The sequence below is a fragment of the Methylobacterium sp. WL6 genome (assembly GCF_008040095.1).
Taxonomy (GTDB): Bacteria; Pseudomonadota; Alphaproteobacteria; order Rhizobiales; family Beijerinckiaceae; genus Methylobacterium.
Genome location: NZ_VRVH01000002.1, coordinates 1 through 26,372, shown reverse-complemented (window position 1 = coordinate 26,372; position 26,372 = coordinate 1). Strand labels below are relative to the sequence as shown.

Annotated in this window: 17 protein-coding genes and 2 pseudogenes; 3 read left to right on the top strand and 16 right to left on the bottom strand. The window is 69.9% G+C overall.

The genetic code is table 11. The features are described from left to right. Window positions 1-31 precede the first annotated feature (31 nt). The gene (locus FV230_RS00480; protein ID WP_210248604.1) at window positions 32-2,083 is read right to left on the bottom strand and encodes a right-handed parallel beta-helix repeat-containing protein; all 2,052 of its coding nucleotides are present in this window, start codon (window positions 2,081-2,083) and stop codon (window positions 32-34) included. A gap of 322 nt (window positions 2,084-2,405) precedes the next feature. Here FV230_RS00480 and FV230_RS00475 point away from each other — a divergent pair, with 322 nt between their 5' ends. Continuing rightward, entirely contained in the window at window positions 2,406-3,494 is a 1,089-nt protein-coding gene (locus FV230_RS00475; RefSeq protein WP_147840778.1) for an AraC family transcriptional regulator, read from the top strand. A gap of 173 nt (window positions 3,495-3,667) precedes the next feature. Here FV230_RS00475 and FV230_RS00470 read toward each other — a convergent pair whose 3' ends face one another. The 6 genes and pseudogenes from FV230_RS00470 to FV230_RS00445 form a co-directional block, all read right to left on the bottom strand. Next, complete coding sequence (locus tag FV230_RS00470; protein WP_147840777.1) at window positions 3,668-5,020, bottom strand: UDP-glucose/GDP-mannose dehydrogenase family protein; 1,353 nt, start codon at window positions 5,018-5,020, stop codon at window positions 3,668-3,670. 320 nt (window positions 5,021-5,340) lie between these two features. Further along, window positions 5,341-6,813: a mannose-1-phosphate guanylyltransferase/mannose-6-phosphate isomerase gene (locus tag FV230_RS00465; RefSeq protein ID WP_147840776.1), complete on the bottom strand. Its 1,473-nt coding sequence runs from the start codon at window positions 6,811-6,813 to the stop codon at window positions 5,341-5,343. A gap of 224 nt (window positions 6,814-7,037) precedes the next feature. Beyond that, a pseudogene (rfbA, locus tag FV230_RS00460) lies at window positions 7,038-7,901 on the bottom strand (glucose-1-phosphate thymidylyltransferase RfbA); the annotation flags it as partial. Window positions 7,902-8,001: 100 nt separating this feature from the next. After that, the gene (locus FV230_RS00455; RefSeq protein WP_147840774.1) at window positions 8,002-9,435 is read right to left on the bottom strand and encodes an aminotransferase DegT; all 1,434 of its coding nucleotides are present in this window, start codon (window positions 9,433-9,435) and stop codon (window positions 8,002-8,004) included. Further along, window positions 9,435-10,616 carry a DegT/DnrJ/EryC1/StrS family aminotransferase gene (locus FV230_RS00450; RefSeq protein WP_147840773.1) on the bottom strand — a complete coding sequence of 394 codons (1,182 nt, stop codon included), beginning with the start codon at window positions 10,614-10,616 and terminating at the stop codon, window positions 9,435-9,437. Before FV230_RS00450 ends, FV230_RS00455 begins: the two co-directional genes overlap by 1 nt. 881 nt (window positions 10,617-11,497) lie before the next feature. Then, window positions 11,498-11,965 (bottom strand): Lrp/AsnC family transcriptional regulator, encoded by a 468-nt coding sequence (locus tag FV230_RS00445; protein ID WP_147840772.1) that lies wholly within the window; start codon window positions 11,963-11,965, stop codon window positions 11,498-11,500. Window positions 11,966-12,090: 125 nt separating this feature from the next. Between FV230_RS00445 and FV230_RS00440 the strand changes: the two genes are divergently transcribed. Beyond that, complete coding sequence (locus FV230_RS00440) at window positions 12,091-14,448, top strand: transketolase (protein ID WP_147840771.1); 2,358 nt, start codon at window positions 12,091-12,093, stop codon at window positions 14,446-14,448. A gap of 112 nt (window positions 14,449-14,560) precedes the next feature. On the opposite strand, the gene FV230_RS00435 is transcribed toward FV230_RS00440, so the two are convergent. The 6 genes from FV230_RS00435 to FV230_RS00410 all read right to left on the bottom strand — a co-directional run bounded on the left by FV230_RS00435 (window position 14,561) and on the right by FV230_RS00410 (window position 21,656). After that, window positions 14,561-15,883: an MFS transporter gene (locus FV230_RS00435; protein ID WP_147726130.1), complete on the bottom strand. Its 1,323-nt coding sequence runs from the start codon at window positions 15,881-15,883 to the stop codon at window positions 14,561-14,563. 185 nt (window positions 15,884-16,068) lie between these two features. After that, window positions 16,069-16,992 carry a hydroxymethylglutaryl-CoA lyase gene (locus FV230_RS00430; RefSeq protein WP_147840770.1) on the bottom strand — a complete coding sequence of 308 codons (924 nt, stop codon included), beginning with the start codon at window positions 16,990-16,992 and terminating at the stop codon, window positions 16,069-16,071. Next, window positions 16,989-18,206 (bottom strand): CaiB/BaiF CoA-transferase family protein, encoded by a 1,218-nt coding sequence (locus FV230_RS00425; protein WP_147840769.1) that lies wholly within the window; start codon window positions 18,204-18,206, stop codon window positions 16,989-16,991. Before FV230_RS00425 ends, FV230_RS00430 begins: the two co-directional genes overlap by 4 nt. A 108-nt stretch (window positions 18,207-18,314) precedes the next feature. Beyond that, window positions 18,315-19,238, bottom strand: coding sequence for a LysR family transcriptional regulator (locus FV230_RS00420; RefSeq protein WP_147840768.1), 924 nt, complete (start codon window positions 19,236-19,238; stop codon window positions 18,315-18,317). A 238-nt stretch (window positions 19,239-19,476) separates the two neighbouring features. Beyond that, window positions 19,477-20,526: a hypothetical protein gene (locus tag FV230_RS00415; protein WP_147726134.1), complete on the bottom strand. Its 1,050-nt coding sequence runs from the start codon at window positions 20,524-20,526 to the stop codon at window positions 19,477-19,479. A gap of 224 nt (window positions 20,527-20,750) precedes the next feature. Then, window positions 20,751-21,656: a LysR family transcriptional regulator gene (locus FV230_RS00410; protein ID WP_147840767.1), complete on the bottom strand. Its 906-nt coding sequence runs from the start codon at window positions 21,654-21,656 to the stop codon at window positions 20,751-20,753. A gap of 91 nt (window positions 21,657-21,747) precedes the next feature. On the opposite strand from FV230_RS00410, the gene FV230_RS00405 reads away from it, so the two are divergent. After that, the gene (locus FV230_RS00405; protein WP_147840766.1) at window positions 21,748-22,629 is read left to right on the top strand and encodes an aldo/keto reductase family oxidoreductase; all 882 of its coding nucleotides are present in this window, start codon (window positions 21,748-21,750) and stop codon (window positions 22,627-22,629) included. Between the two features lie 62 nt (window positions 22,630-22,691). Here the strand turns inward: FV230_RS00405 and FV230_RS00400 are convergent, their stop codons facing one another. The 3 genes and pseudogenes from FV230_RS00400 to FV230_RS00390 all read right to left on the bottom strand — a co-directional run. Further along, complete coding sequence (locus tag FV230_RS00400) at window positions 22,692-24,020, bottom strand: HlyD family type I secretion periplasmic adaptor subunit (RefSeq protein WP_147840765.1); 1,329 nt, start codon at window positions 24,018-24,020, stop codon at window positions 22,692-22,694. Continuing rightward, entirely contained in the window at window positions 24,017-25,741 is a 1,725-nt protein-coding gene (locus tag FV230_RS00395) for a type I secretion system permease/ATPase (protein WP_147840764.1), read from the bottom strand. Before FV230_RS00395 ends, FV230_RS00400 begins: the two co-directional genes overlap by 4 nt. Before the next feature lie 103 nt (window positions 25,742-25,844). After that, window positions 25,845-26,372 (bottom strand): annotated as a pseudogene (locus FV230_RS00390) (hypothetical protein); the annotation flags it as partial.

The following is a 26,372-nucleotide window of genomic DNA, read 5'->3' as shown; positions in this document are numbered from 1 at the left end:
CCGGCCCCCCGTCGTGTTCGTCTCGACGGCGTCAGCCCCAATGGCCGCCCGCAGAGGCGTGGTGGAAGTGGTCGATCGGCGTCGCGGTCTCGGCCCCGGCGTGATTCGCCCAGTGCTGCTCGGCCAGTCCGGCGTAGTGCTGCAGCGCGTTGCCGGCCACGGCCTGCCAATCGACATGGCCGTCCAGGCGAGCCGAGATGGCGCTGGCGACGGACGGGTCGACGCCATGGTCGGCCAGCAGATCGGCCCAGGACGGGTGCGCGTCGCTGGATGCCGAGACGGGGCTCGTCAGCGTCGCGCCGCCGCCCCGTGCCTCCGTGCCCCCATGGCAGTGCGCCAAGCCACGACCGGGGTCGTGCTGGTCGGTGTGCGGCGCACTCCGCGTCGCGGATGTTTCGTCCGGGGCCTCCGGGACGGGGGGCGTCCCATCGCCGGTCCCCGCGCCGGGCTGCGCGGTCACGGGCGCCGGAGCCGTGGAGCCGGTCTGCTCGGGAGCCGCCGGCTGCGCGGTCGCTGGCGACGCTGGCTCCGTCGCGACGGGGGTGGAGACGACGGGCGTCGAGGCCGGATCGACGGATTCCGCATGCTCCGGTGCCGCCGGGGCGGTGGTCGCGGGCAGCGCGGGGTCGGCCGCGACGGGAGGCGTCTGGGATCCCGGCTCGCTTGGTGCCGGCGTCTCGGGGGCGGGCGTGAACCCGACGGGCACGGTCTGCGCCACCGGGATCTGCGTCGAGATCGTCGCACCGGCATCCTCGCCGGCGGTCGTTTGGAAGCCGCTGAAATCGTAGCCGGTGTTCACCCAGGAGAAGTGCTGCCCCGAGGGGTCGGCGTAGTGGTACGCGTTGTTGGCGAAGCTGTTTCCGCCGTTGCGCAATCCGGCCTCGTCGAAGTCGGCGACCGAGCCGGAGACGCCGGCGCCCGGCGTGCTGTCGACGATCACGTTGTCATGGACCGCGTTGCCGGTGGTCGTGTGCGGGCCGTACGCGCCCGATCCGCGGTCCTGCTGAATCAAGGTGATTCCGTTGCCGCCGGTCGTCGCGTCGACATGGTTGCCGTAGACCTCGACGTTCTTCGAGTTCTGGATCTGGATCTGACCGTCCCACAGCCAGGGCGCCGTCGGGCTGCCGTTCCCCGTCACGACGTTGTTGCGGATCGTGGCGTCGTAGCTGATCTCGTGGCTGATGCCGCCGGCGAGATTGTTGACGACGGTATTGCCATCGTAGAGCGTGTGGATGTTGTCGATATCGGTCCAAAGGCCGTAGCCGTTGTTGTCGTGGGCATAATTGCCCAAGACCTGAAGGTTGGTCGTCTGGGCGAACTTGCTGCCGCCGCCCTCGAAGCCGGGATCGATGCCGGCGAAATATCCGTTGTGGCCGATCTCGTTGCCTTGGACGAGAATGTCGGTGCCATTCGCGCCGAGACCCATCTGGCCGTTGTCGTGGATGTTGTTGCCGACGATCTTGCCGTCCGTTCCAACGTAGGCACCGAGGGCGTAGTTCAGCCGGATCTCGTTGTTCTGGACCACCCATCCCTGGGCCGACGGGTCCCATCCCACGGCCGCGTGCTGCACCGGCGGGTCGTACTTCTCGATGACCAGGTTCTCAACGGTCACGCCCTTGGCTCCGCCCGCGAAGGCGAACGGGCTCACGCCGGCCTCGACCTTGTGGCCGGCGGGATCGTCCTGGAAGTAGATCTTGTCGGCGGCGTAGTCGAAGTAGAACTTGCCCGGCGCGACCTTGCCGAGCGAATCGACGGGCGAGAGCGGTTTGTCGTCGATGAAGAACGTCTCGGGATAGCCCGCACGCTCGGCACCGGGAATGCCCTTGTCGGTCGAAAGACGCATGCCCTCCTGGGTCTGGTCGCTCGCGACCCAATTCGCGCCTTCCTTGGTGAAATCCGTGATCTGGTGCGAACCGTTGAGAATCGCACCTTCCTGACCGATGAAGTGGTCGTTGTCCTTGGGCGTGACCGACTGCATGCGATGCTCGCCGGCCTCGATCCAGAAGGTCGATCCCGCGGGCGCGGAGTCGACGACGGATTGGATGTCCACGCCGACCGGCACCACGATGGCGCCTGCAGGCATGCTGGTAGAAGTAATCCCAAAGGTCTGTGACGCCACCATTGCGCTCCCGATCAGCTGAGGGTTCTCGTTGACGTGCAGGCCGAGCGACGTCTAAGTTTCTCTCAATACTGAGAGAAAACGTATTGCGTTCGCGGTTGCGCGGACGCTCTATGTAGCCGGCTTGACCATTGGATACGCCCGCCATGGACTCGCTGTCTTGTCTTTTCGCGCCAGATATTTGCGACGTCGCGCCTCGGCGATCTCGAGCGATCCCGGCCATGGGCTATGCCGTGGCCGCATCCGCTCTCGTTTCCCTCGTGAACCCGATCCGTGAAGCGGTCGCATGACGGACCTCGGCGCAGCCCTGCCACAAGATCCGTCCCTGAGCAGCACGGCCGTCGCGCTCGCGGTCGAACGGCTCGTCCTGGCCGGGTTGGAGCCCGATCCGCTGCTTCGTCAGGCCGGCCTCGTCGGCGCGGATGCGGACATGCCGGTGCGGGGCGACGCGGCCGAGAAGCAGGGCGTCTTCCTCGATACCGCGGCCGACGTGCTCCAGGACCGGTCGCTCGGCCTGCACATCGCCCAGGATTACGAGCTGCGCCGGTTGGGCCTGTTCTTCTACCTGATGGCGTCGTCGGAAACGGTCGGCGAGGCGCTGAGCTGCTTCGAGCGCTACGTGCGCACGCAGGATGCCGGGCTCGACGCCTCGTATCGCCAATCCGACGTCGCCCTCACGGTGGCCGTGCGCCCCCTCGACGTCGGCTTGGCCCCCAGCCGGCATCTTTCGGAATTCCTGATGCTCTCGCTCTATCGACTGGTGACGTCGTTCACGCCGGCGACGCCGCTCGGCGTGAGCTTCGTCCACGTCCATCCCGAGACCGCCGAAGACACCGAGACCTCGTTCGCCGCTCCGGTCGACTTCGGCGCATCGGAGAACCGGATCGCGTTCGCGGTCGACATCGCGAATGCGCGCCTGCCGAGCTTCGACCCCTACCTCCACGGGTCGCTCGTGCGTCAGTTCGAGCATGCGGCCGAGGCGGCGCAGGCGGAGCCGAAGTTCCTCTGGTCCGACGTCAAGAAGGCGATGGCGCCGCGGCTCTCGAACCGGACGGCGACCATGGCCGACATCGGGCGCGACCTCGGGATGAGCACCCGCACGCTGTCGCGCCGGCTTCGCGAGGAGGGCAAGACCTTCAGCGGGGTCCTGGACGAGCTGCGGGCCGAGCTCGCCAACTACTACATCCGGATCAAGGGTTTGCCGATCACGGAGATCGCGTGGCTGCTGGGTTATCGCGAGGCGAGCGCGGTCGTCGTCGCGTTTCGGCGCTGGACCGGCCTGTCGCCGACCGAGCTGCGGCGACGGAACGAGGCCATGACGATGGTGCGCAGCGCAGCGGCTCCGGACGAGAACGCGAGCGGGCCATCGCACTGACGGCCGCGCAGCTGCGCCGTTCGCACAGCCTCCGATCCGTTATTTCGGAAGAACGATCGGGCTTGTCGCGAGGCGCCGGAACAGCGGAAGGGATGGTTGCCCGCTCGGTCACGACGAGGAACGACCGGACGTGAGACGCTCCGGTCGCGTGACGCGCGACCAGGGCCGTGCCATCACCCCGCAAGCGCCAGCGGGACCACGCGATCCGGCTTGCCGGCGTCGGCATCGCCCTTCCCGACGCCGACGTAGCGGAAGCCCGCCTTCTCGACCCGCTCGGGGCCGTAGACGTTCCGCAGGTCGACGAGGATGGGCCGGGCCATCGCGCCGCGGAGGCGATCGAGATCGAGCGCACGGAACACGTCCCATTCGGTGACGATCACGACGGCATCCGCATCGACCACGCAATCGTACGCGTCGAGGCAGTACGAGACGTTGGCGATCATCGCGCGGGCCTGATCCATTCCTTCGGGATCGTAGGCACGGATCCGCGCGCCGGCATCCTGCAGCGCCGTGATGATCGAGATCGCCGGCGATTCGCGCATGTCGTCGGTATTCGGCTTGAAGGTCAGCCCCAGGATCGCGATCGTCCGCCCGCGCACGCCGCCGCAGGCCGCGATGACCTTTCGGGCGATGATGCGCTTGCGATGATCGTTCGAGGCGGCCGCGGTCTCGACGATGCGCATGGGCGCCCCGTGCGCCTGCGCCATGGCGATCATCGCCTGGGTGTCCTTTGGGAAGCAGGAGCCGCCGAAGCCGGGCCCGGCATGCAGGAACTTGGCGCCGATCCTCTTGTCGAGGCCGATGCCGTGCGCGACGTCCTGGACATCCGCGCCGGCCTGCTCGCAGAGGTCCGCGACCTCGTTGATGAAGGCGATCTTCGTGGCGAGGAAGGCATTGGCCGCGTACTTCGTCATCTCCGAGCTGCGCCGGCCCATGAACAGGATCGGAGCCTTGTTGAGGAACAGCGGCCGGTAGAGCTCCTCCATCACCGCCCGCGCGCGCTCGTCTTCGGCGCCGACGACGATACGGTCCGGCCGCTTGAAATCGTTGATCGCCGCCCCCTCCCGCAGGAACTCCGGATTCGAGACGACGGCGAAATCGAGCTGCGGCCGCAGCTCCCGGACGATGCGCTCGACCTCGTCGCCGGTCCCGACCGGCACGGTCGACTTCACCACGATGACGGCGTAGCCGCTCAGCGCCACGGCGACTTCCCGGACGGCATCGAAGACGAAACTCAGATCGGCTTGGCCGTCCCTGGCGCGCGCCGGCGTTCCGACCGCGATGAAGACCACCTCGGCCGATGCCACCGCCGTCGCGAGATCCGTCGAGAAGCTCAGGCGCTCGTCCGCGAGATTGCTGGCGACCATGCCGTCCAGATGCGGCTCGTAGATCGGCAGGACGGCGCGTCTCAGAGCGGAGATCTTGTCGGCGTCGCGATCGACGCAGACGACGGTGTGTCCGAAATCCGCGAAACATGCGCCCGAGACGAGACCGACATATCCTGATCCAATGACGGCGACGCGCATCGTACCGACTCCTCTCGTGAGGTTACCCAGGCCAACGCCGCGTCGACGGCGTCGAAGACGACAAGTGAAAGAATGATGTCCGTAAATATCGTCGGACGACAGGGCGGGTATTGGTCTATTTGGAACAAGCTGATCGCTCCAGTGGGCAAATAGCGTGTAGCTCTTTTGGGGAGAAGACCGTGCTCGTTGCCTGTGATGCGGCGTGGTTCGACACGGGCGGTCGGAAGGGGTGGCACGGTCTCGCAGCCTGATCGCGAGCGTGGTGCGGTCGTCGCCGCTCCGCTGGCGGCGTCACGCAGCCGAGACGCGCGGCGATATCGCTACCGCCCGTAGACATCCTCGACGCGGATGATGTCGTCCTCGCCGGTATAGGAGCCGACCTGGACCTCGATCAGCTCGAGCGGGATCTTGCCGGGGTTGGTCAGGCGGTGCAGCGCGCCGATCGGCAGGTAGACCCCTTCGTTCTCATGCACGCGGATGATCTGCTCGTTCAGCGTGACCTCGGCCGTGCCCTTGACGACCACCCAGTGCTCGGCGCGGTGGAAATGCTTCTGCAGCGAGAGCCGTCCGCCGACCTTCACCATGATGCGCTTGACCTGGAAGCGCTCGCCGATGTCGATGCGCTGGTACCAGCCCCAGGGCCGGTACATCCGCCGGTGCGCGTCGGCCTCCGGGTGGGCCTTCTTGCGCAGGCCGGCGACCAGTTCCTTGACCCGGCCCGACTGCGACTTCGAGGCAACCAGCACCGCGTCGGGGGTCGCCACCACCACCACGTCGTCAAGGCCGACCACCGTGGTCAGCCCCTCGCCCTCGCTGTGCACCAGGCTGTTCGAGGTACCGACGAGCTCGACCCGGCCCCGCACGGCGTTGCCCTGCTCATCGCGGTCGAGCACCTGCCAGACCGCGTCCCAGGTGCCGACGTCCGACCACGGGAACGACACCGGCAGCACGCCGGCGCGCGTCGTGCGCTCCATCACCGCGTAGTCGATTGGGATCTTCGGAGCCTCGGCGAAGGCGGCGGCGTCGAGGCGGACGAAGTCGAGATCGGTGGTGGCCGCGTCCACGGCCGCCCGGGCGGCGCCGATCACCGCGGGCGCGTGCGCCTCCAGCTCGGCGATCATGGTGTCGGCCCGGAACAGGAAGTATCCGGCATTCCAGAGCGCGCCTTCCGCGATCAGACGCTCGGCACCGGCCAGGTCCGGCTTCTCGACGAAGCGCTCGACGATGTGCAGGCCGGGAAGCTCCTCCAGGCCCGCACCGGGCCGGATGTAGCCGTAATCGCGCGCCGGGCGCGTCGGCTCGATGCCGAGCGTCATGATCATGCCCCGTCGCGCGCCTTCGGCGGCTTCGGCCACGGCCTGCCGGAAGCCCTCGGTGTCGCCGATGACGTGGTCGGCGGCGAGGATGAGCACGACCGCCTGCGGGTCCGTGCGGGCCGCGTGCACGGCCGCGACCGCGACGGCGGCCGCCGAGTCCCGTCGTTCCGGCTCGAGCAGGATGTCGGCGGCGACGCCGCATTGTGCCAGCTGCTCGGTGACGATGAAGCGGGCATCCGCGTAGGTCAGGACGATCGGCCGGCCGAAGACCGGCGTATCGGCCACGCGCAACGCGGCGGCCTGGAACGTCGAGGTATCCGGGTTCACCAGCCGCGAGAACTGCTTCGGCATGCTCTCGCGCGAGGCCGGCCACAGCCGCGTGCCGGAGCCGCCGCACAGGATCACCGGGCGGACCGGGCTCTTGCGATCGCCGTGCTTCGTCAGGGACAGCACGCTCGGAGACACGTGGTAGGTCATGGCGACTCGATCCGGATCGGAAGGGTTTCGGCAGCCTCGCTGACGATGAGACCGATCCGATCTGCAGGGCTTGCTGAAGAACGGCATCGGCGATCGCGCGCGGGGCTCCATGCGCGCGATGCTGCTCACGCGACGCGGATGTCGCGGTGATGGGGCGCCGGTTCGCGCGGGAGGATCTGGCCCGGGGCCTTCACCATGAGATGGATCGGCTTGGCCGGCTGCTTGTCGCGCGCCAAGCGGAGCAGGTTCTGGCCGTAAGGGGTCTTCGCGAAGAGCTCGCCGCGGGCGACGAGTTGCTCGTGGCTGATGAAACGCTGCCGATAGGCGATCTCCTCGAGGCAGGCGACCTGAAGCCCCTGCCGCCGTTGCAGCGTCCGCACGAACTCGCCGGCTTCGAGAAGGCTGTCGTGCGTGCCGGTGTCGAGCCAGGCATAGCCGCGCCGCAGCAGCTCCACGTGCAGGTCGCCGCGTTCCAGGTAGACCTGGTTCACGCTGGTGATCTCCAGCTCGCCCCGGGCCGAAGGCCTCGTCGCCGCTGCGATGTCGAGCACCCGGTTGTCGTAGAGATAGAGCCCGGTCACGGCCCAGTGGCTCTCGGGCCGGATCGGCTTCTCGACGAGCTTTTGCGGCCGGCCGCGCCCGTCGAGGGTGACGACGCCGTAGGCTTCGGGGCCGTCGACGTGATAGGCGAAGACGGTCGCCCCGCGCTCGCGCATCGCCGCGCGGACGAGCAGGTTCTTGAGGCCGGCCCCGAAGAACAGGTTGTCGCCCAGCACCAGGGCGACCGGGTCGGTTCCGACGAAGTCGCGCCCGATGATGAAGGCCTGGGCCAGCCCCTCGGGCTTGGGCTGCACCGCATAGGAGAAGCGCAGGCCGAACTGCTCGCCGGTGCCGAGCAGCTGCTGATAGCTGCCGAGGTGCTCGGGCGCGGAGATGATCAGGATCTCGCGGATGCCCGCCAGCATCAGCACCGAGATCGGATAGTAGATCATCGGCTTGTCGTAGATCGGGAGCAGCTGCTTGTTGATGGCCAGCGTCGCCGGGTGAAGCCGGGTCCCGGACCCTCCGGCGAGGACGATGCCCTTCATGGCGACCCACTCCTCCTGCTCGACGGCGCCCCGCCGGGGACGCGATCACGATCCGAAACATCCGAAGCTCCGCCGGGACGTGCCCGAAGCGATCCAGGCCTCACCGCGCCGCGGCGGCCGGTCTCAGGTCGGGCGCCGCACCGATCCCCGCCGCCTGCTCCAGCACGTGAAGGTCGAGCGCGAACGGCGATGGGGGCGCGACGTCTTCGCGCGCGGCGGTCAGCAGATTGTCCAGCAGCATCGAGCCGACGGCCGTCTGCCAGAGCCACAGCCCGTTTGCCTGACCGACGAAGCTCGGTTCGCCACCGAGGGCACCGGTCGGCCTGAAGCCGGCGGCGAGACCGATCCCGAACACGCCGGCGACCGGCCGGCCCTTCGCGTCGAGAACCCGACAGGCACCATCCACGGCGGGACGGGGGGACGTGTTTCCCGTCAGGCGGATCGGTGCACCGCTCGAATCGAACAGGGGCAGCAGCCTCGGTCGATAGCCCAGCGCCGCGACGATGACGTCGGCCTCCTCGAGAAGGCGATGCGCGGGGGCCGGATCCGCGCCGTCGATGAGCATCGGAACGACACGCGGGTCCCCCGGCCGCCCGCCGATGCGTCTGACGTTCATGATCAGGTCACGGGATTCGGTCCGGAATCCGGCGAACCGGAAGACGAAGCCGCTCACCGGGCAGATGTCGCGAGGCTCGAACTCCGTATAGCCGTCGGCCAGAGCCGCCTCGGAGGACGGATAGAAGATCCGCAGCGGGCGCCGATGCAGGATCTGGATGCTGCCGGGCCGCTTCGTCTCCTCGGGCAGGGTTCTCAGGAGCAGCACCGCCGTCGCGACCGCGCTCGTGCTGCCGCCGACGATCGCGATGCGCGGCTCGGTGCGGCCCAGCAGGAAGCGAGCGAGGCGCTCCGTGCCGCCCTGTCGCAGGACATCGTCGGATTGCAGGATCTTGCCGGCGAATGCCGGCAGGAGCGGCCGGCCCGCGACCGGCTCCTCGAGCAGCCGCGCCGGATCCTGTGCGCCGCCGGTGGCGAGGAGCAGCGTGTCCGACACGACCTCGAAGGTCGTGCCCATCGTCCTGCTGCAGGTTTTCGTGTGCCACAGCCCGTCCGCGTCGCGGTGGGCGCTCGTCGCCTCGTGATCGACTAGGACCAGCCCTCCGGCATCCAGGATCGCCTTGTGGAGGACCTCGCCGATCAGGACCATCAGGGCCCCGGCCTTCTCCAGCGGGATCGAACCCTTTCCGTAGCCCCGCAACTCCCGGCACAGGGGATGGTCGACCAGCTGGCCGAGCCGCGGGTCGGCGTGATCGGTGACCGCGGTGAGGAAGGTTTCGGCCGTGCTGTCGGACCAGATCGCGTAGCGCCCCAGGCGTCCGGCTCCGAGGATCGGCCCGGCCTCGATGACGGCGACGCCGCCGGCGAGGATCTCGTCGAGGCGCCCGTCTCGCGAGGCCGCGACGAGGGGCGCGAGCGCGGCCGGGCCGCCGCCGACGATGGTGGTGCGGAACGGCGCCTTCGGCGCACGCCGGGCCATCACGCCACCTGCTCCCGAGCCTGGGCGCCGCAGGCCGTGCGAAACGCCTCGCAGATCCGGCCGACATCCGCGACGGTGAGGAAATCCGAGAGCGGGAGTGAGACGACGTGCGCGCTGAGCGCATCGGCCACGGGAAGCGCGCCGAAGACGCACCGCTGCTGGAAGTAGGGCTGCTGCCCGACATGGGGGCTGAAGTAACTCCCCGTGCCGACGCCCATCCGTGCCATGTCCGCACGGATCGCGTCCCTGCTCGCGGCCGATCCGACCGGGAGCAGCACGGGCATGAACTGATAGACGATGCGCTCGCCCGGCGCCTGCTGCATCGAGAAGTCGCGCAACGCCTCGCGATACGCGGTGCTGAGGATCTGCCTGTGCCGAGCGCGTTCCTCGAAATCGCCGAGCCGGACGAGGGCGCCGAGCGCGGCGACCTCCGACATCTTGGCGTTCATCCCCGGCAGCACGGCCGAGCGCTCGCTGTCGAAGCCGAAATTCGCCATGCTCCGCAGGAGCGCGATCGTCTCGGCATCGGTGCTGTAGATCAGTCCGCCCTCGCCGACGCCGAACGGCTTGGTGCCGTGCATCGAATAGACGATCATGTGCGGGGAGCCGGTGCCGAAGGCTCGACCGAGCTGGTCGAGGCATCCGAGCGAGGCGGCGGCGTCGATCACGATCGAAACATCGTGTTCCTGCGCCAGGCGATCGTAGCGCGCGAGATCGATGCACGCCCCGAAGGTCGCGTACGGCATGATCGCGACGACCTCTCCAGCATGGGCCCTCAAGGCCTCGTCCTCGGCGATCCGGCAGGCGCACCAATCCGACGGATCGACGTCGATCAGCAGCGGCGTGAGGCCTGCCCACAGCGCCGCATGGGCCGTCGCTGCGAACGTGAAGGCCGGCATGATGACGTAGCGCGCGGTCGGCCCGGACCGTTCGGCGGCCAGCTTCAACGCCAGCATCAAACCGCTCGTCGCATTGCAGACGGTGAGGCACGAACCGACGCCGCCGAAGACGTTCTCGATCATCGCCGCTTCGAGTCGCGTATTGGTCGGCCCATAATTGCTCAACCAACAGGATCTCTCGATCTCTTGGAGCTCGCTGACGTGATCGCTCAGGCGCGGCGCATCCGGCTTCGTGAGGGGCAGATAGTTCGCTGCGATGGTTTCCAGCGCTCGCACTGTCATGGTGAGACCTCAGGATTACTGAATTCGCCTTGATCGCCGGTCGTGAGAATTGATCCCCGACGCGAGAAGCATGGCGGCAGTATTTTTTCTATTCAACTCACAGAACGCCTATATTATTGACTAGCCCAAAATCGCTCGGAGGCGGATATCAGGCTTCATGATTTGGGGAGATGTCGGGATGACAGCAGAGCGATCGAGTTGCTGCGAATTCAATCAATTATTGGCCGTATACAACTGCGGAATATTCAAAAATTCACCTGCAGGTTCCTCGGCACTGTCACGCGCCGTCGCGGGCCATCGCGCGCGGCCACGGCTCAGGGGTCATCCGCCGACCGTTCCTCAGCGCGACCACGGAGGGACGGGGCATCGCCGAACGCGTTCGCGCGCGCAAAAGGATTAGGGTTGGCGCCGATGATGTATCCGTTTCGGCCCAAGCGAATACGTCCATCGGGAACACCGCGAAGATCGCCGGTGTCCCGCAAGATGCCGTCCGCGCGGCCTGAAAGGCCTCGATGGTGTCGTTTCACGCGAAGATGGTCCGCATTCGACGGGTCCCGATTCTGCTCGAATACCGAGATTGCCGGATCCGGGCGATGCGGTTGCCCTCCGTCGCTTCGGCCGAGCCGATCCTGTCGAGGGCGACGGCGCCACGCCGCCCGCGGCGCTGGCCGACGGGGTGACGATTGCTTCAGCCCCCCACATCCGGCACGGGCGGGCGCCGCTGGATGGATTGGTAATGACGTTCTGTCGGACCATGGCGGTCGCAACAGGCCTTCCGAACCGCCCCGGCGCAAGGCCGCCCGGTCGGTCCATGGGGAAGCCGGTCCGATCGACGACGGTCCGGCGACCGAGCCCTTCGCTCCCACGCCGGCCGCGCGCGGTCAGACCGGAAGCACGTTGGTGTACTTCACCTGGCCCAGGGCGAAGCTCGACTCGATGGAACCGACCCCGTCGAGGCGGGTGAGCTTGTCCTTCAGGAAGCACTCGTAGGCGGCGAGATCCGGGACGACGACGCGCACCAGATAGTCGTGCCGCCCGGTCATCAGGTAGCACTCGACCACCTCCGGCCAGCGCGCCACGGCCTCGGCGAAGCGGTCGAGTTCCTCCTCGCGCTGGCGCTCGAGCTTCACCGAGGCGAACACGCTGATCGGCAGGCCGACCTTGGCCTGATCGACCAGCGCCACGTAACCCTTGAGGATGCCGGCCTCCTCCAGCATCCGGATGCGGCGCAGGCACGGGGAGGCCGAAAGGCCGACCCGGCCGGCGAGATCCTGGATCGTCACCCGCCCGTCGCGCTGCAGCTCGGCCAGGATCTTCCGGTCGATCGCATCGATTCGTCGATCCTGCATGAACGCACCTTCAAGGTCGGCTGGATTAGCGGATCCTGCCAAGATTTGCGCTCGGCACGCCGAGATTGGCAATTCCTGCCGCGTTCGTGGTGGCATCCTCAGTCCATCTCCGAGAGGCCGAACCGATGCACAGCGACCCGCGCCTGCCTTGCCTGACCGAACTGGAGCGCAAGGCCCTGTGGCTCTCCACCTGGATGATCCACAACGCCAATCACCTCCGCCCGAACCCGGACGGCATGAAGGTCGGCGGCCACCAGGCCTCGTCGGCCTCCCTCGCGACGATCCTGACGGCGCTCTACTTCGCGGTGCTGCGTCCGGAGGACCGCGTCGCGGTCAAACCCCATGCCAGCCCGATCTTCCACGCGATCCAGTATCTCGCCGGCAACCAGACCCGCGCGAAGCTGGAGACCTTCCGCGGCTTCGGCGGCGCGCAATCCTACCCGTCGCGGACCAAGGACACCGACGACGTCGACTTCTCGACCGGCTCCGTCGGCCTCGGCGTCGCGCAGACGCTGTTCGGGTCGCTGGTGCGCGACTACGTCCGCGCCCACGGCTGGGGCCTCGACCGGCCGGAATGCCGGATGGTGGCGCTGGTCGGCGATGCCGAGATGGACGAGGGCAACATCTTCGAGGCCCTGATGGAGGGCTGGAAGCACGGCCTGCGCCGGACCTGGTGGATCATCGACTACAACCGCCAGAGCCTCGACGCGGTGATCCGCGAGGGTCTGTACACGCGTTTCGAGGAGATCTTCCGCTCGTTCGGCTGGGACGTCATCGTCCTGAAATACGGGTCTTTGATGGACGCGGCCTTCCGCGAGCCGGGCGGGGCGCGGCTGCGCGCCTGGATCGACACCGCGCCGAACCAGCTCTACGCGGCCCTGACCTTCCAGGGCGGCGCGGCCTGGCGCCGCCGCCTCGAAGCGGACCTCGCCGACGACGCCGACGCGCTGGCACTGATCGACCGCCGTTCGGACGCCGCCCTGGCCGCGCTGATGGGCAACCTCGGCGGGCATGACCTCACCAACCTGATCCGGGCCTTCGAGGCGGCCGACAACGATCGCCCGACCGTGTTCATCGCCTACACGGTCAAGGGCTTCGGGCTGCCGCTCGCCGGCCACAAGGACAACCATTCCGGGCTGCTCACCCCGGCCCAGACCGCGCTGCTCCGCGAGAGCATGGGCGTGCGCGAGGGGCGCGAGTGGGAGCCGTTCGAGGGGCTGGCGCTGCCGGACGCCGAGCTGCGCCGCTTCATCGACGCGGCGCCGTTCTTCGCCGAGGGGCCGCGGCTCCGCACGGCGCCGCGCCTGCCGGTGCCGGCGGGCTTCCCATGCCCGCGCCAGCCGACGCAGTCGACGCAAGCGGGATTCGGGCTGATCCTCAACGAGCTGGCGCGCTCCGACGCGCCGATCGCGGCGCGCATCGTCACCACCTCGCCCGACGTCACCGTCTCGACGAACCTCGGCGGCTGGGTGAACCGGCGCGGCCTGTTCGCCCGGGAGGAACTGCGCGACCTGTTCAAGGCCGAGCGCATCCCCTCGACCTTCACCTGGGACTTCTCGGCCAAGGGCCAGCACATCGAGCTCGGCATCGCCGAGATGAACCTGTTCCTGCTGCTCTCGGGCCTGGGCCTGTCGCACAAGCTGTTCGGCGAGCGGCTGATCCCGATCGGCACGCTCTACGATCCGTTCATCAGCCGCGGCCTGGATGCCCTGAACTACGCCTGCTACCAGGATGCCCGCTTCATCCTCGCGGCGACGCCGTCGGGCGTGACCTTGGCGCCGGAAGGGGGCGCCCACCAGTCGATCGGCACGCCGCTGATCGGGATGGCGCAGGACGGGTTGTCGAGCTTCGAGCCGGCCTTCGTCGACGAGCTGTCGGTGCTGATGGCGCACGCCCTCGACCATGTGCAGCTCGAGGGGCCGGAGGGCGGCTCGGTCTACTTCCGGCTCTCGACCCGCAGCATCGCGCAGCCGCAGCGCACGATGACGCCGGCCCTGTCCGACGCAATCGTCGCCGGCGGCTATTGGCTGCGCGAGCCCGGCCCGAACGCGGAGATCGTGGTCGCCTATACCGGCGCCGTCGCGCCCGAGGCGATCGAGGCGGTGGGCCTGATGGCCGAGGACCGGCGCGACATCGGCCTGCTCGCCGTCACCTCCGCCGATCGGCTCCATGCCGGCTGGACGGCGGCGCAGCGCGCCCGCGAGGGCGGCGACCGGACGGCGCGGAGCCACGTCGAGGCCCTGCTCGCCGGCCTGCCGCCGCATTGCGGGCTCGTCACGGTGATCGACGGCCACCCGGCGACGCTCGGCTGGCTCGGTGCCGTGCAGGGTCACCGCACCCGGGCGCTCGGCGTCGAGCGCTTCGGCCAGACCGGCACCGTCGCCGATCTCTACCGGCACTACGGCCTCGATGCCCGCGGCATCGCCAAGGCTGCCCTGGCGCTGGCACCCGAGCGGCCGATCCGCAACCTGCGCATCGCCTGAGCGCCGCACGTGACGCTGCGCGACCCGATGCGGCTCGACATCGGCGTGATCGCCCGGGCTCCCTCGCAGGGCGAGATCTCGGCGGGTGTGGGACCGCCGAGGACCGGCCGGATCAGGGATTGCGGTCGTTGCGGCGCAGGCTGGCGGGCGATGCGAAGATCAGCAGGCCGGCCGCGACCAGGCAGAGGATGCCGATGCCGTAGAGGGCGGGCGTCGTCGAGCCGGTCAGGTCCTTCACCCAGCCGACCGCCACGGGGCTGACGATGCCGCCGAACTGACCGAGCGTGTTGATGAGCGCGATGCCGCCGGCGGCCCCGACGCCGGTGACGAGCTTGGCCGGCAGCGTCCAGAAGGTCGGGATCGAGGCGACGATGCCGGCGCCGACCAGCGCCAGGGCGATCATCAGCGGCACGATCTGCTTGTCGAACAGCCCGGCGGCGAAGAAGCCGATGGCCGCCGCCACCGCGAGGCCGGCGACGAATTTCGGCCGGTCGCCGGAGGCGTCGGACAGGCGCCCGATCACGACCATGCTGATCGCGCCGCAGATGTAGGGGATCGCGGTGAGGAAGCCGACCGAGGCCGCGGTGCCGCCGGTGGCGGTCTTGATCAGGTCCGGCCCCCAGAAGTTCAGGCCGTACGAGCCGACCTGCAGCAGGAAGTAGACCAGGGCGATGAGAAGGAAGCCCGGCTGCCTGATCGCGCCCCAGAGCGAGTGGTCGCCGATGTCGCGGTTGTGGTGGGCGATCTTCGAGGCGAGCAGGTCCTTCTCCGGCTGCGTCAGCCAGCGCGCGTCGGCGATCCGATCGTCGAGACGCAGGAACACCAGCACGCCCAGCACCAGGCAGGGCAGGCCGCCGGCCAGGAACAGCCATTGCCAGCCGGCGAGCCCCGCCGTGCCGTTGAGGCCGCCGAGGATCAGCCCCGCCACCGGCGCCCCGAAGATGCCGGAGAAGGCCGAGGCGACGAACATGAACGAGGTCACGCGGCCGCGGAACGAGGCCGGGAACCACAGTGTCAAGTAATACAGGATGCCCGGTGCGAAGCCGGCCTCCATTGCGCCGATGATGAAGCGCAGCAGGTAGAAGTGCCACTCGGTGCTGATGAAGACCATCAGGGCGGTGGCGATACCCCAGGAGATCATGATCCGGGCGATCCAGCGCCGCGCGCCGACCTTGTACAGCAACAGGTTCGAGGGGACCTCGAAGATCACGTAGCCGACGACGAACATGCTCGCCCCGAGCCCGTAGGCGACGTTGCTGAAGCCGAGGTCGCTCTGGAGCTGGAACTTGGCGAAGCTGATGTTGATCCGGTCGAAGAACGCGAACATGTAGCAGACCATGATCAGCGGCATCAGCCGCCAAGCGGCCTTGCGGACCACGCTGCTCTCGGTGATGACGTCGAGACCCGCGAGCGGGCCGGTCGTGGCGGCGGTCATGGTTTCCTCCTGGAACGGGGCGGCGGGCGCCCCTGCCGGCCGGTCGCGGACGACCGTCGGGCAGGATGCGCGCGAGCACGGCGGAGCCGCCTTCCCCGAGAGGCTTCCGACGCGGATCGGTTCGGTCGGCGGCTCAGGCCGCCCGATCGACGGGACGGCTCACGCCGAATGACGGACGGGGCGGCTCATGCCGCTTGCGGGACGGCGTGCAGATCGCATGGGCGCCCGGCCTTGGCGACCTGGCCCGGCACGTCGTGGCCGACGAGGCGCGGCAGGTCGCGGGAGAGGCCGAGCAGGGCCTCGAGGTCGAGGCCTGTCTCGATCCCCATCTCGTGGGCCATGCTGACGAGGTCCTCGGTGCAGATGTTGCCCGTGGCGCCCGGCGCGAACGGGCAGCCGCCCAAGCCCCCGAGCGCCGCATCGAACCGGCGCGCGCCGGCGCCGTAGGCCGCGAGCACGTTGGCGAGCCCGAGCCCGCGGGTGTTGTGGAAGTGAAGGGTCAGCCGCTCGGCCGGCACGATCGCCAGCGCGCGGGCGACCAGACGCTCCACCTGCCGCGGGTTGGCCATGCCGGTGGTGTCGGCGAGCGTCACGCCGGCGATGCCGAGCGCGAGGTATCGCTCGACCTGCGCCATCACCTTGTCGGCCGGCTGGTCGCCCTCGAAGGGGCAGCCGAAGGCGGTGGCCACCGTGGCGTTCGTCGACACGGGTGTGCCCTTCACTGTCTCCATGATCCGGCCGAACCCCTCGATCGAGGCCTCCGGGCTCATGCCCATGTTGGCGCGGTTGTGGGTCTCGCTCACCGAGGCGACGAGGTTGACCTCGCCGACGCCGGCCGCGAGCGCCCGCTCGGCGCCTTTCGGGTTGGGCACCAGGGCGACGTAGACGGTGCCGGGCCGCCGGGCGATCCCGGCGAAGACCTCGGCCGCGTCGCGCAGTGCCGGCACGGCCTTCGGCGAGACGAAGGACGAGACCTCGATCCGCGAGAAGCCAGCGGCCGAGAGCGCGTCGATCAGCCGGATCTTCTCGGCGGTCTCGACGTAGCGCGGCTCGATCTGGAACCCGTCGCGGGTGGCGACCTCCTGGATCAGCATGGCGGTCTCGGTCATTGCACGGCTCCCTCGCGGCGCAGGCGCTCGATGGTCTCGGCGTCGCGGCCGAGGTCGGCGAGCACGGAATCGGTGTGGGCGCCGAGCGCCGGTCCCTGCCAGCGCACCGCCCCGGGGGTGCCGGATAGCTTGGGCACGATGCCGGGCATCTTCACCCGGGTGCCGCCGGGCAGCTCCGCGTCGAGGATCATGTCGCGGGCGCGGTAGTGCGGGTCGGCGACGATGTCGGCCACCGAGTAGATCCGTCCCGCCGGCACGTCGGCCGCCGCGAGCGCTGCGAGCGCTTCGTCCACGGTGTGCGCCCGGGTCCAGTCCGCGATCACGCCGTCGATCATGCCGGCCACCCGCGAGCGGCCGTCGTTGCTGCGCAGCGCCGGGTCGTCGGCGAGGTCGGGCCGGCCGACGACGGTCATCAGGCGGCGGTAGATCGGGTCCGAGTTGCCGGCGATGACGACGAAGCCGTCGTCCTTCGTCGGGTAGGTGTTCGAGGGCGTTATGCCGGGCAGCGCCCCGCCGGTGCGGGTGCGGACCTCGCCGAGCAGGTCGTATTCCGGGACCAGGCTCTCCATCACGTTGAACACGCTCTCTACGAGGGAGACGTCGATGACCTGGCCCTGGCCGCCGGCGGTCTTGACGTGGAGCAGCGCCATCAGCGCGCCGATCACCCCGTGGAGCGAGGCCAGGGTGTCGCCGATGCTGACGCCGACGCGGGCGGGCGGGCTGTCCGGGCTGCCGGTGGTGAAGCGGATGCCGCCCATCGACTCGCCGATCGCGCCGAAGCCCGGCCGGTCGCGATAAGGCCCGGTCTGGCCGTAGCCTGAGATGCGCACCATCACGAGCTTGGGGTTCAGCTCCGAGAGCACGTCCCAGCCGAGGCCGAGCTTCTCCAGGCCGCCGGGTCGGAAGTTCTCGACCACCACGTCGGCGCTCCGCACGAGGTCCTTGACCACCGCGAGCCCATCGGGCGCCTTCAGGTTGATCGCGATCGACTTCTTGTTGCGAGACTGCAGGTACCACCAGAGCGAGGTTCCCTCGTGCAGCTTGCGCCACTTGCGCAGGGGATCGCCGTCCCCCGGCGACTCGACCTTGATCACCTCGGCGCCGAACTCGGCCAGGATCTTGGTGGCGAACGGTGCCGCGATCAGCTGGCCGAGCTCGAGGACCCGGATCCCGTCGAGCGGACCCTTGGGCGATGCTTCGCCGGTGCCTGGCATGGCCGTTCCCTCCATTGTCTTTGGGTCGATCGGTATTGGATCGGGTGCACGCTGTCCAAACGCGATGCATCACCCCGCGTTCTCCGAAGGCGAACGCAGGCGCCCCTCTCAATCCCCGCCTGCCCGGCGCAGGTGATCGAACAGGACGGCCGCCGCCGGCGATTGCGTGCCCGGGCGGACGACGAGGCTCAGGGTCCGCCGCGCCCACGGGTCGGTGAGCGGCACGGCGACGACGTTCATCTGCGGGCCGAGCAGGGCGTGCACCCGCTCGGGCACCACGCCGAGCCCCATCCCGGCCTGCGCCATGCGGCAGATCGCGTCGAAGCTCGGCACGTGGACGCGCAGGCGCAGCGGCCGCCCGAGGCGGCGGGCCTCGTCCCGGAGCGTGCCGTAGATCGAGCTCTCGCGGTGCATGCTGACATGGTCGTGGTCGAGGGTGTCGGCGAACGCGATCGCGTCGCGGCCGGCGAGCGGGTGGCCGGCGGGCACGACGAGCACGAGGCGGTCGCTCCGATAGGGGCGGGCGACGAGGGAGCGCGGATCGGTGCTGCCGGCGCAGATGCCGAGATCGGCCGCTCCTTCCTCCACGCCGGCCACCACGCCGCCGCTCGGCCGTTCCTCCAGGTCGATCCCGATGCGGGCTTGCGCCGCCAAGAACGCCTGCAGGTCCTCGGGCAGGAACTGCACGATCGCCGAGAGGTTCGCGAGCACGCGGACGAAGCCGCGGAGCCCGCTGGCGTGCTCCGCGAGCTCCAGCGCGATCTGCTCGGCGGACCCCAGCATCCGGCGGGTGTGGTGCAGCAGCGTCTCCCCGGCGGGCGTCGGCCGCATGCCCCGTGGCTCGCGGATGAGCAGCTCGCAGCAGAGCGCGCGCTCCAGCTCGGCGAGCCGCTTGCTCACGGCGGAGGGGGCGATCGCGGCCCGGCGCGCCGCGCCGTTGAGCGTGCCCTCCTCGCAGATCGCCGCGAACAGCCGCAGCGTCTTGAGGTCGAGGCGGTTCAGGATGAACGGGGTCGGCGATCCCTCCGACATGGTCCGCGCCGCTCCCGTGATCCGATCGATCCGACCGGCGGACCCCGTGCTGCGATCCTGATCGCGCCCGGACGCTCCGGCAACGGGCCAAGCCTGAAGCACGCGCCCCGAGCCGCGTCCGGGCTCGGCGTCGCGGGGGGGCTCCACAAGCCGTCGGATCGCGTCGAGGAGGTACGTTATCCCGACGGGCGAGCGAGGTCCGGCCGCGTCTTCGGTGAGACGGGCCGGACCGGGCCGCTCAGCCCGGGATGATGCGCTCGTCGAGCTTCCGGTCCACGATCTCGACCGTTCGGTCGATCTCGGCATCGGGCATGTCGAGCTGGTGCGAGATCAGCTTCAGCAGCAGGTCGACACGCTCGATGTAGGGCGCGCCGCTCTCGACCGCCCGGGCGGCCGACGAAGGCTTCAGCAGGCCCTCGGCCGCCTTGGCGTACTTCTCGAACGGGACCTGATCGCTCGGGTCGGCACCGAGCCGTCGGGCCACCGCGTCGACGTGCTCGTAGATCGTGCGGGACAGGGGGAGGTCGCCGTGCACCGCGTCGCGGATCGAGCGCGGCGCCTGGGGCGTGATGCAGCGGTAGTTGCCGGTGAGCAGCATCGACCACTTCGCCAGGGGCACGAACAGCGAGTCGAACACCTTGAGCTTGACCGGAACGTCCTGGCCCTCGACGCGCACCGCGTCGATGTCCGCCTCGAGCTCGCGGAGCAGCGCGTTGTGCGCGGGATCGGCGAAGGTCGCCGCCTTGAAGTTCGTCGGCAACCCGACATGCAGGACGTTGGCGCCCTCGTCGGGCGGGCGGAACGCCTGCGGATCGGGCGAGCACAACGACATCAGGCCCGGCTCGAAGCGGTCCCAGACGCCGGCATTCGTGTAGGCCTCGCGCAGGTCCATCTTCGCGAGCGCCGGGATCCGATCGAGATACGGCAGCGGCGGCATGTTCATGATCGACAGGCACGGCAGCTTGGCCGCGGCGATCTTGATCATCAGCACACGGATCGTGTGGTTGTTGTACTGCGGCTCCTGCATCGCTAGGCCGACGAGATCGTAGCGCGAGACGTCGACGTCCTCGGGCGGCATCGCGTCGACCTTGCCCGGCAGGTCACGGGAATGAAACGACCGGTGCGTGGCCTCGTCGCGCAGCTTGATGCGGACTTCGGTGCCCTGGCTGTTGATCAGGTCCGCGGTTTTCCGACGGCAGACCAAGGTCACATCATGCCCGGCCATCAGCAGCTTCGTCGAAAGCAGCGAGCCGTATGACGCCCCCAGGATCAATATTCTGCGCGACATGGTTTCATCCCTGAGCGTTCGGTTCTTGTTTTTGCGCCGGACGAGGGCGCGGCTTTTATCTGGTATACGCAGCCGCCCGGCTCGCACGCAAGCGGCCACGCTCCGGCGGGACAGGCGGTCCCCAGGCTCGATCGGCGGCGGCCCTCGGGTGCTCGGCAGGGTGCGCTCGCGTCGTGCCGGCGCGCCCTGCGCCCCTTCCGCTCACCGCGCGGCCGCGCCCGCGATCAAGCGGTCTTCGGGTGCCGGATGAAGTCGACGAAGGCGCGCAGCGGGGCCGGCACGAGTCGCCGGCCCGGATAGTACAGGTAGGGCCCCGAGAAGCGCGGCCACCACGCTTCGAGGACCGGTTCCAATGCCCCGCTGGCCAAGTGCGGCCTCAACCAGTCCTCGAACAGGGTGATGACGCCGGTCCCCGCGATCGCCGCCTCGACGGCGAGGTCGGTCGCGGCCCCGACGCGCACGAGCAGCGGCCCTGCCGGATCGACCTTCACGGTCTCGCCGTCGCGCTCGAACTCCCAGGCCATCTCGACCCCGCTCGGGAAGCGGCCGCGCAGGCAGGCATGGCCGAGGAGGTCGCGCGGATGCTCGGGCCGGCCGTGACGCGCGAGGTAGGCCGGCGCCGCAGCGGTCGCGAAGCGCTGCACGCGCGGCCCGATCGGAACCGCGATCATGTCCTGCTCCAGGCGCTCGTCGTAGCGGATGCCCGCGTCGCATCCGGCGGCGAGCACGTCGACGAAGCCGTCCTCGGCCAGGACCTCGAGACGGATCTCGGGATAGGCGGCGAGGAAACCCGGAACGATCGCGGGCAGCACGAGGCGCGCGGCGCTGACCGGCACGTTGAGCCGCAGCGTCCCGGCCGGCCGGTCGCGGAAGCCGTTCAGCACGTCGAGCGCCGCCTCGACCTCTGCGAAGGCCGGGCCGAGCCGCTCCAGCAGCCGTTCCCCGGCTTCCGTCGGCACCACGCTGCGGGTCGTGCGGTTGAGGAGGCGGACGCCGAGCCTGTCCTCGAGCCGCCGAACCGCCTCGCTCAGGCTCGATGCGCTGGCGCCGCTCATGCGTGCGCCCTCGCGAAAACCCTGCCCGCGCGCGACGACGAGGAACGCGTCGAGATCTCCGAGATCGGCCTTCATCGTTCGCCCATCCGCACAGCTTGTGCGGATTGTGCCCCATTCTCGCGCACGGTCGCAACGTCGAGTTACGTCGGGTCACAGGAGAAGCACCATGTCCCTCATCGATCAGGCCGGCACGTTTCGGATCGGCCACCGTTCCGTGAAGCGTCTCGGGTACGGCGCGATGCAACTCGCCGGGCCGGGCGTCTTCGGACCGCCCAAGGATCGCGACGCGGCGCTCGCCGTGCTGCGCGAGGCGGTCGCGAGCGGCGTCGACCACATCGACACCAGCGACTTCTACGGACCCCACGTCACCAACCAGCTGATCCGGGACGCGCTCGGCCCGTATCCGCACGACCTCACGATCGTCACCAAGGTGGGCGCGCGGCGCGGTTCCGATGCGTCGTGGAACCCGGCCGCGTCCGACGCCGACCTCGCGGCGGCCGTCCACGACAACCTGCGCCATCTCGGGCTCGACCGGCTGGCGGTGGTGAACTTCCGGGCCATGCTCGGCGACGGGCACGGGCCGGCCGAAGGGTCGATCGAGGCGCCGTTGACGGCGCTCGCCGAGCTCCAGCAGCAAGGGCTGATTCAGCACATCGGCCTGTCCAACGTGACGCCGACCCAGGTCGCCGAGGGACGCCGGATCTGCGAGATCGCGTGCGTGCAGAACCACTACAACCTCGCCCATCGCGGCGACGACGCGCTCGTCGACGCGCTGGCACGGGACGGCATAGCCTACGTGCCGTTCTTCCCGCTCGGCGGTTTCAGCCCGCTGCAATCCGCGGGCCTGTCCGCGGTGGCCGAACGGCTCGATGCCACGCCGCTGCAGGTGGCGCTCGCTTGGCTGCTGCGCCGGTCGCCCAACATCCTGCTGATCCCGGGGACCGCGTCGCTGGCGCACCTGCGCGAGAACCTCGCCGCCGCCGCGCACCACCTGCCGGACGACGCGCTGGCGGACCTCGACCGGGTCGGCACCGCGACCCAGGCGTGATCGACCGGGCGGCGGCAGGCCGCATCGGCGAGCCTGCCGTTCGCGACGGGGGAATCGGTCGCCTACTTCTCGCGGAACGCGCGGCGTGCCTGATCGACGAGGGGCTTGGTCAGGTAGGAGAGCACGGTGCGGTCTGCGGTGCGGATGAAAGCTTCCACCGGCATGCCGGGCATCAGCTTGGCGCCGTCCAGCCGGCCGAGCTCGTCCTTCGTCACCCCGAGGCGCACGAGATAGTAGAAGCTGCCGGTACGCTTGTCCTCGCTCACGTCGGCGGCGATCCGGGTCACGCGTCCGTTCAGCTCCGGCGTGGTGCGCTGGTCAAAGCTCGGGAAGCGCAGGCCCGCGGCCTGGCCGGTCTGGAGCCGGTCGATGTCCTGGGGGGCGACGCGCACCTCAACCACCAGGGAATCGGCCGTCGGAACGATCAGCATGATCGGCTCGCCCGGCGCGATCACGCCGCCGCGGGTGTGGACCGACAGTTCGTGCACGTAGCCGGTCTGCGGCGAGCGGATGTCGATGCGCTGCAATTGGTCGAGGGCGGTGATCTTCTGCTCGGTCAGGGTCGCGGCCTTGGCGCGGTTCTCCGCCAGCTCCTTGGCGACGTCGCTGCGCAGGTTCTGCTCGAGCTGGATGATCTGAAGCTCGGTCTCGGAGACCTTGCCCTTGGTCTGCGCGATGTTGGCGACCAGCACGCCGCGCTCGCCCTTCAGCCGGGAGATGTCGCGCTCGAGGCTGGTCAGGCGCGTCAGCTGGATGAGGTTCTTCTTCCAGAGGCCTTCGACGCCCTCGTACTCGCGCCCGATGATCGCGGTCTCCTGCTCCTTGGCGACCGACTGCTCGACGAGCCCCTTGATCTCCTCCTTGAGCTGCCCGATCCGCTCGCGCAGCTGCGCCTTCTGCCCCTCGCGGGCGTCGCGGCGGAAGTGGAACAGCTTGCGCTCGCCCTCGACGATGCGGGCGACCTCGGGTCCGGCTTCGGCGAGGCCCTTGGGGAACGCGACCTCGTCGCGGCCGTCGCGCTCGGCTTCCAGGCGTGCGTTGCGGGCGGCGATCTCCCACAGGCTCTTGGTGACGCTGTCGTAGGTGGCCCGCGCCGTCGTGGCGTCGAGGCGGATCAGCAGGTCGCCGGCCTGGACGCGCGCGCCCTCCTCGATCGGCAGCTCGGCGACCACGCCGCCGGTCGGGTGCTGCACCTTCTTGATGTTGCTCTCCACCACGAGCGAGCCCGTGGCTATGATCGCGCCGGACAGCTCCGTCGCCGCGGTCCAGGCGCCGGCGCCGGTCGCGACCGCGATGATCGTGGCGACGCCGGCGATGTGCCGGCGCAGGGAGCGCCGGGTGTCGCGCGTCGGATCCGGCTCGGGCCGGTTCGGCGTGTCGGCCTTCGTCATGCGACCCTCGTCGGTGTCTGCCGGGTGAGCGCGCTCAGCTGCGCCAGGACGTCGTCGCGGGGCCCGTGCAGCTGCACGCGGCCGTCGCCGAGGACGAGGATGCGGTCGACCGCGGTCAGCGCGCTCGGGCGGTGGGCGATCACCACGGCGATGCCGCCGCGGGCGCGTACCGCCTGGACGGCGGCCGACAGGGCGCGGTCGCCCTCGACGTCGAGGTTGGAGTTCGGCTCGTCGAGGACGACGAGGAACGGGTCGCCGTAGAGCGCGCGCGCCAGGGCGATCCGCTGGCGCTGGCCGCCCGAGAGGCCGAGGCCGCCGGCGCCGACGCGGGCATCGTAGCCGCCGGGCAGGCGCAGCACGACCTCGTGGACGCCGGCCGCCTTCGCGGCCGAGAGCAGCGCCTCCGGGTCCGGCTCGGGATCGAACCGGGTGATGTTCTCGGCGATGGTGCCGTCGAACATCTCGATGTCCTGCGGCAGGTAGCCGATCGAACGGCCGAGGGCGTCGGGGTCCCACTGGTCGATGGCGGCGCCGTCGAGGCGGATCACGCCGCGGCTCGGCCGCGCCAGGCCGACGAGCGCGCGGGCGAAGGTGGACTTGCCCGATCCGCTCGGGCCGATCACGCCGAGCGCGCTTCCGGGGGCGAGCGCCACGTTGACGTCGTGCAGCACCAGCGTGTCGGTCCCCGGCACGGCGATCGACAGGGCGGTGACGCGCACGCTCTCCCGCGGCGCCGGCAGCGGCGTGAGGGCGGCCGGCTCCCGCGGCGGCAGGAAGGCGACGATCCGGGTCCAGGCCTGGCGCGACGCCGAGAACGACTTCCAGTTCGCGATGGCGAGATCGACCGGCGCCAGCGCCCGGGCCGAGAGGATGGTCGCGGCCAGCATCACGCCGGCGGTCGCTTCCTCGCGCACCACGAGGTAGGCGCCGAGGCCGAGGATGCCCGATTGCAGCACGGTGCGCATCAGGCGCGCCGTCGCGCCGAAGCCGATGGCGAGGTCGTTGCCGTCGGTCGCCACGTCGAGGTTCCGGCGTGCCCGGGCCTGCCACAGGGTCGCGATCCGCGCGCGCATGCCGAGCGCCGAGAGCAGCGGCGCCGTGCGGTGCGCCATGTCGGTGAAGGCGCGTCGCTCGCCGGCCACCCGGACGCCCTCGCGGGTTGGGCCGGCCGAGGCCCAGTCGGTCAGGATCGTCAGCAGGCACAGGACCACCGCGCCGCCGGCGATCGCGGTGCCGAGCCAGGGATGGAACAGGAAGCAGACCGCGATGTAGAGCGGCACCCACGGCAGGTCGAAGAAAGCGGTGAACGCCATGCTCGACAGGAAGCCGCGCACCGTGTCGAGGTCGCGCAGCGCCTGCGGGCCGTCGTCGCCCCGCGGCGTCTCCGACCCACGGACCAGCAGGGTCCGGAAGATCCGCGCGCCGAGGCGCTCGTCGACGAGGCGCCCGAACCGCGACAGGATCCGGGCGCGGAACACCTCCAGCACGCTCTGGATCAGGAACAGCATCAGCGCGATGCCGGCCAGCCCGACCAAGGTCGCGATGCTGCGGCTCGGCAGAACCCGGTCGTAGACCTGCAGCATGAAGATCGGCGCGGTCAGCATCAGCAGGTTGATGAGGCCGCTGACGATCATCACGGTCGCCAGCGAGGCGCGCCCGGCTCTGGCGGCAGCCCAGAACTCCCGGCGCTTGGCGATACGCAGCACACGTTCGTCGATCACGAGACGGTTCCCCGGCTTGCAGGATCAGGCAGAGACGATTCGGCAGGGCAAGTCGGCGGAAGAGGAAGCCCCCGCCGCGTCGGGCGGCGAGGGCTCGGATGGGTCAGAGGCCGAGGAGGTGGATCCCGGTCGTCGCGGTGTGCGGCGTCGGGTCGACATGCGCGGCGTCGACGTGGCCGCCGAGATCGATCGCCGCGATCCCGAGATCGAGGGGCAGCCCGTGCGAGGCTCCCGCATCCGCCGATGCGGTCGCCGTGGGGGCGACGTCGAGGAGGTGGCCGACGAGCGCGTCTCCGCCCCCGCCGCCGGCCTGCGGGAAGACGATGCCGTCGCCCGAGAGCAGGCCGGCATGGAGCAGGCCGGGCTGATCGGCCGGCACCGCGATCGCGCTCGCCTGGACGGTGTGGGCCGGGTCCGCGCTCGGGGTCAGCACCGCGAGATTCGCCGCCGGCGTCGGCGTCGCCGGGCCGGCCGCCACGTCGATCAGGGGATGGGTCCCGGCATCGTCCGCCGCACCGCCGGTGAGACCGCCGAGGAGGCCGCCGACGGGATTGGATGCGCCGCCGGCGCCGCCCAGGATGCCGGTCACCGGCGAGAGAACGCCGTCGAGCGGCGTGCCCGCGCCGGCCCC

Bases quoted from the DNA above. Each gene is read 5' to 3' on its own strand.
- FV230_RS00470 (WP_147840777.1), bottom strand. From the start codon at position 5,020: ATGCGCGTCGCCGTCATTGGATCAGGATATGTCGGTCTCGTCTCGGGC.
- FV230_RS00430 (WP_147840770.1), bottom strand. From the start codon at position 16,992: ATGACCGAGACCGCCATGCTGATCCAGGAGGTCGCCACCCGCGACGGG.
- FV230_RS00450 (WP_147840773.1), bottom strand. From the start codon at position 10,616: ATGACAGTGCGAGCGCTGGAAACCATCGCAGCGAACTATCTGCCCCTC.
- FV230_RS00455 (WP_147840774.1), bottom strand. From the start codon at position 9,435: ATGGCCCGGCGTGCGCCGAAGGCGCCGTTCCGCACCACCATCGTCGGC.
- FV230_RS00480 (WP_210248604.1), bottom strand. From the start codon at position 2,083: ATGCCTGCAGGCGCCATCGTGGTGCCGGTCGGCGTGGACATCCAATCC.
- FV230_RS00445 (WP_147840772.1), bottom strand. From the start codon at position 11,965: ATGCAGGATCGACGAATCGATGCGATCGACCGGAAGATCCTGGCCGAG.
- FV230_RS00420 (WP_147840768.1), bottom strand. From the start codon at position 19,238: ATGTCGGAGGGATCGCCGACCCCGTTCATCCTGAACCGCCTCGACCTC.
- FV230_RS00405 (WP_147840766.1), top strand. From the start codon at position 21,748: ATGTCCCTCATCGATCAGGCCGGCACGTTTCGGATCGGCCACCGTTCC.
- FV230_RS00425 (WP_147840769.1), bottom strand. From the start codon at position 18,206: ATGCCAGGCACCGGCGAAGCATCGCCCAAGGGTCCGCTCGACGGGATC.
- FV230_RS00440 (WP_147840771.1), top strand. From the start codon at position 12,091: ATGCACAGCGACCCGCGCCTGCCTTGCCTGACCGAACTGGAGCGCAAG.
- FV230_RS00465 (WP_147840776.1), bottom strand. From the start codon at position 6,813: ATGACCTACCACGTGTCTCCGAGCGTGCTGTCCCTGACGAAGCACGGC.
- FV230_RS00400 (WP_147840765.1), bottom strand. From the start codon at position 24,020: ATGACGAAGGCCGACACGCCGAACCGGCCCGAGCCGGATCCGACGCGC.
- FV230_RS00475 (WP_147840778.1), top strand. From the start codon at position 2,406: ATGACGGACCTCGGCGCAGCCCTGCCACAAGATCCGTCCCTGAGCAGC.
- FV230_RS00415 (WP_147726134.1), bottom strand. From the start codon at position 20,526: ATGTCGCGCAGAATATTGATCCTGGGGGCGTCATACGGCTCGCTGCTT.
- FV230_RS00410 (WP_147840767.1), bottom strand. From the start codon at position 21,656: ATGAAGGCCGATCTCGGAGATCTCGACGCGTTCCTCGTCGTCGCGCGC.
- FV230_RS00435 (WP_147726130.1), bottom strand. From the start codon at position 15,883: ATGACCGCCGCCACGACCGGCCCGCTCGCGGGTCTCGACGTCATCACC.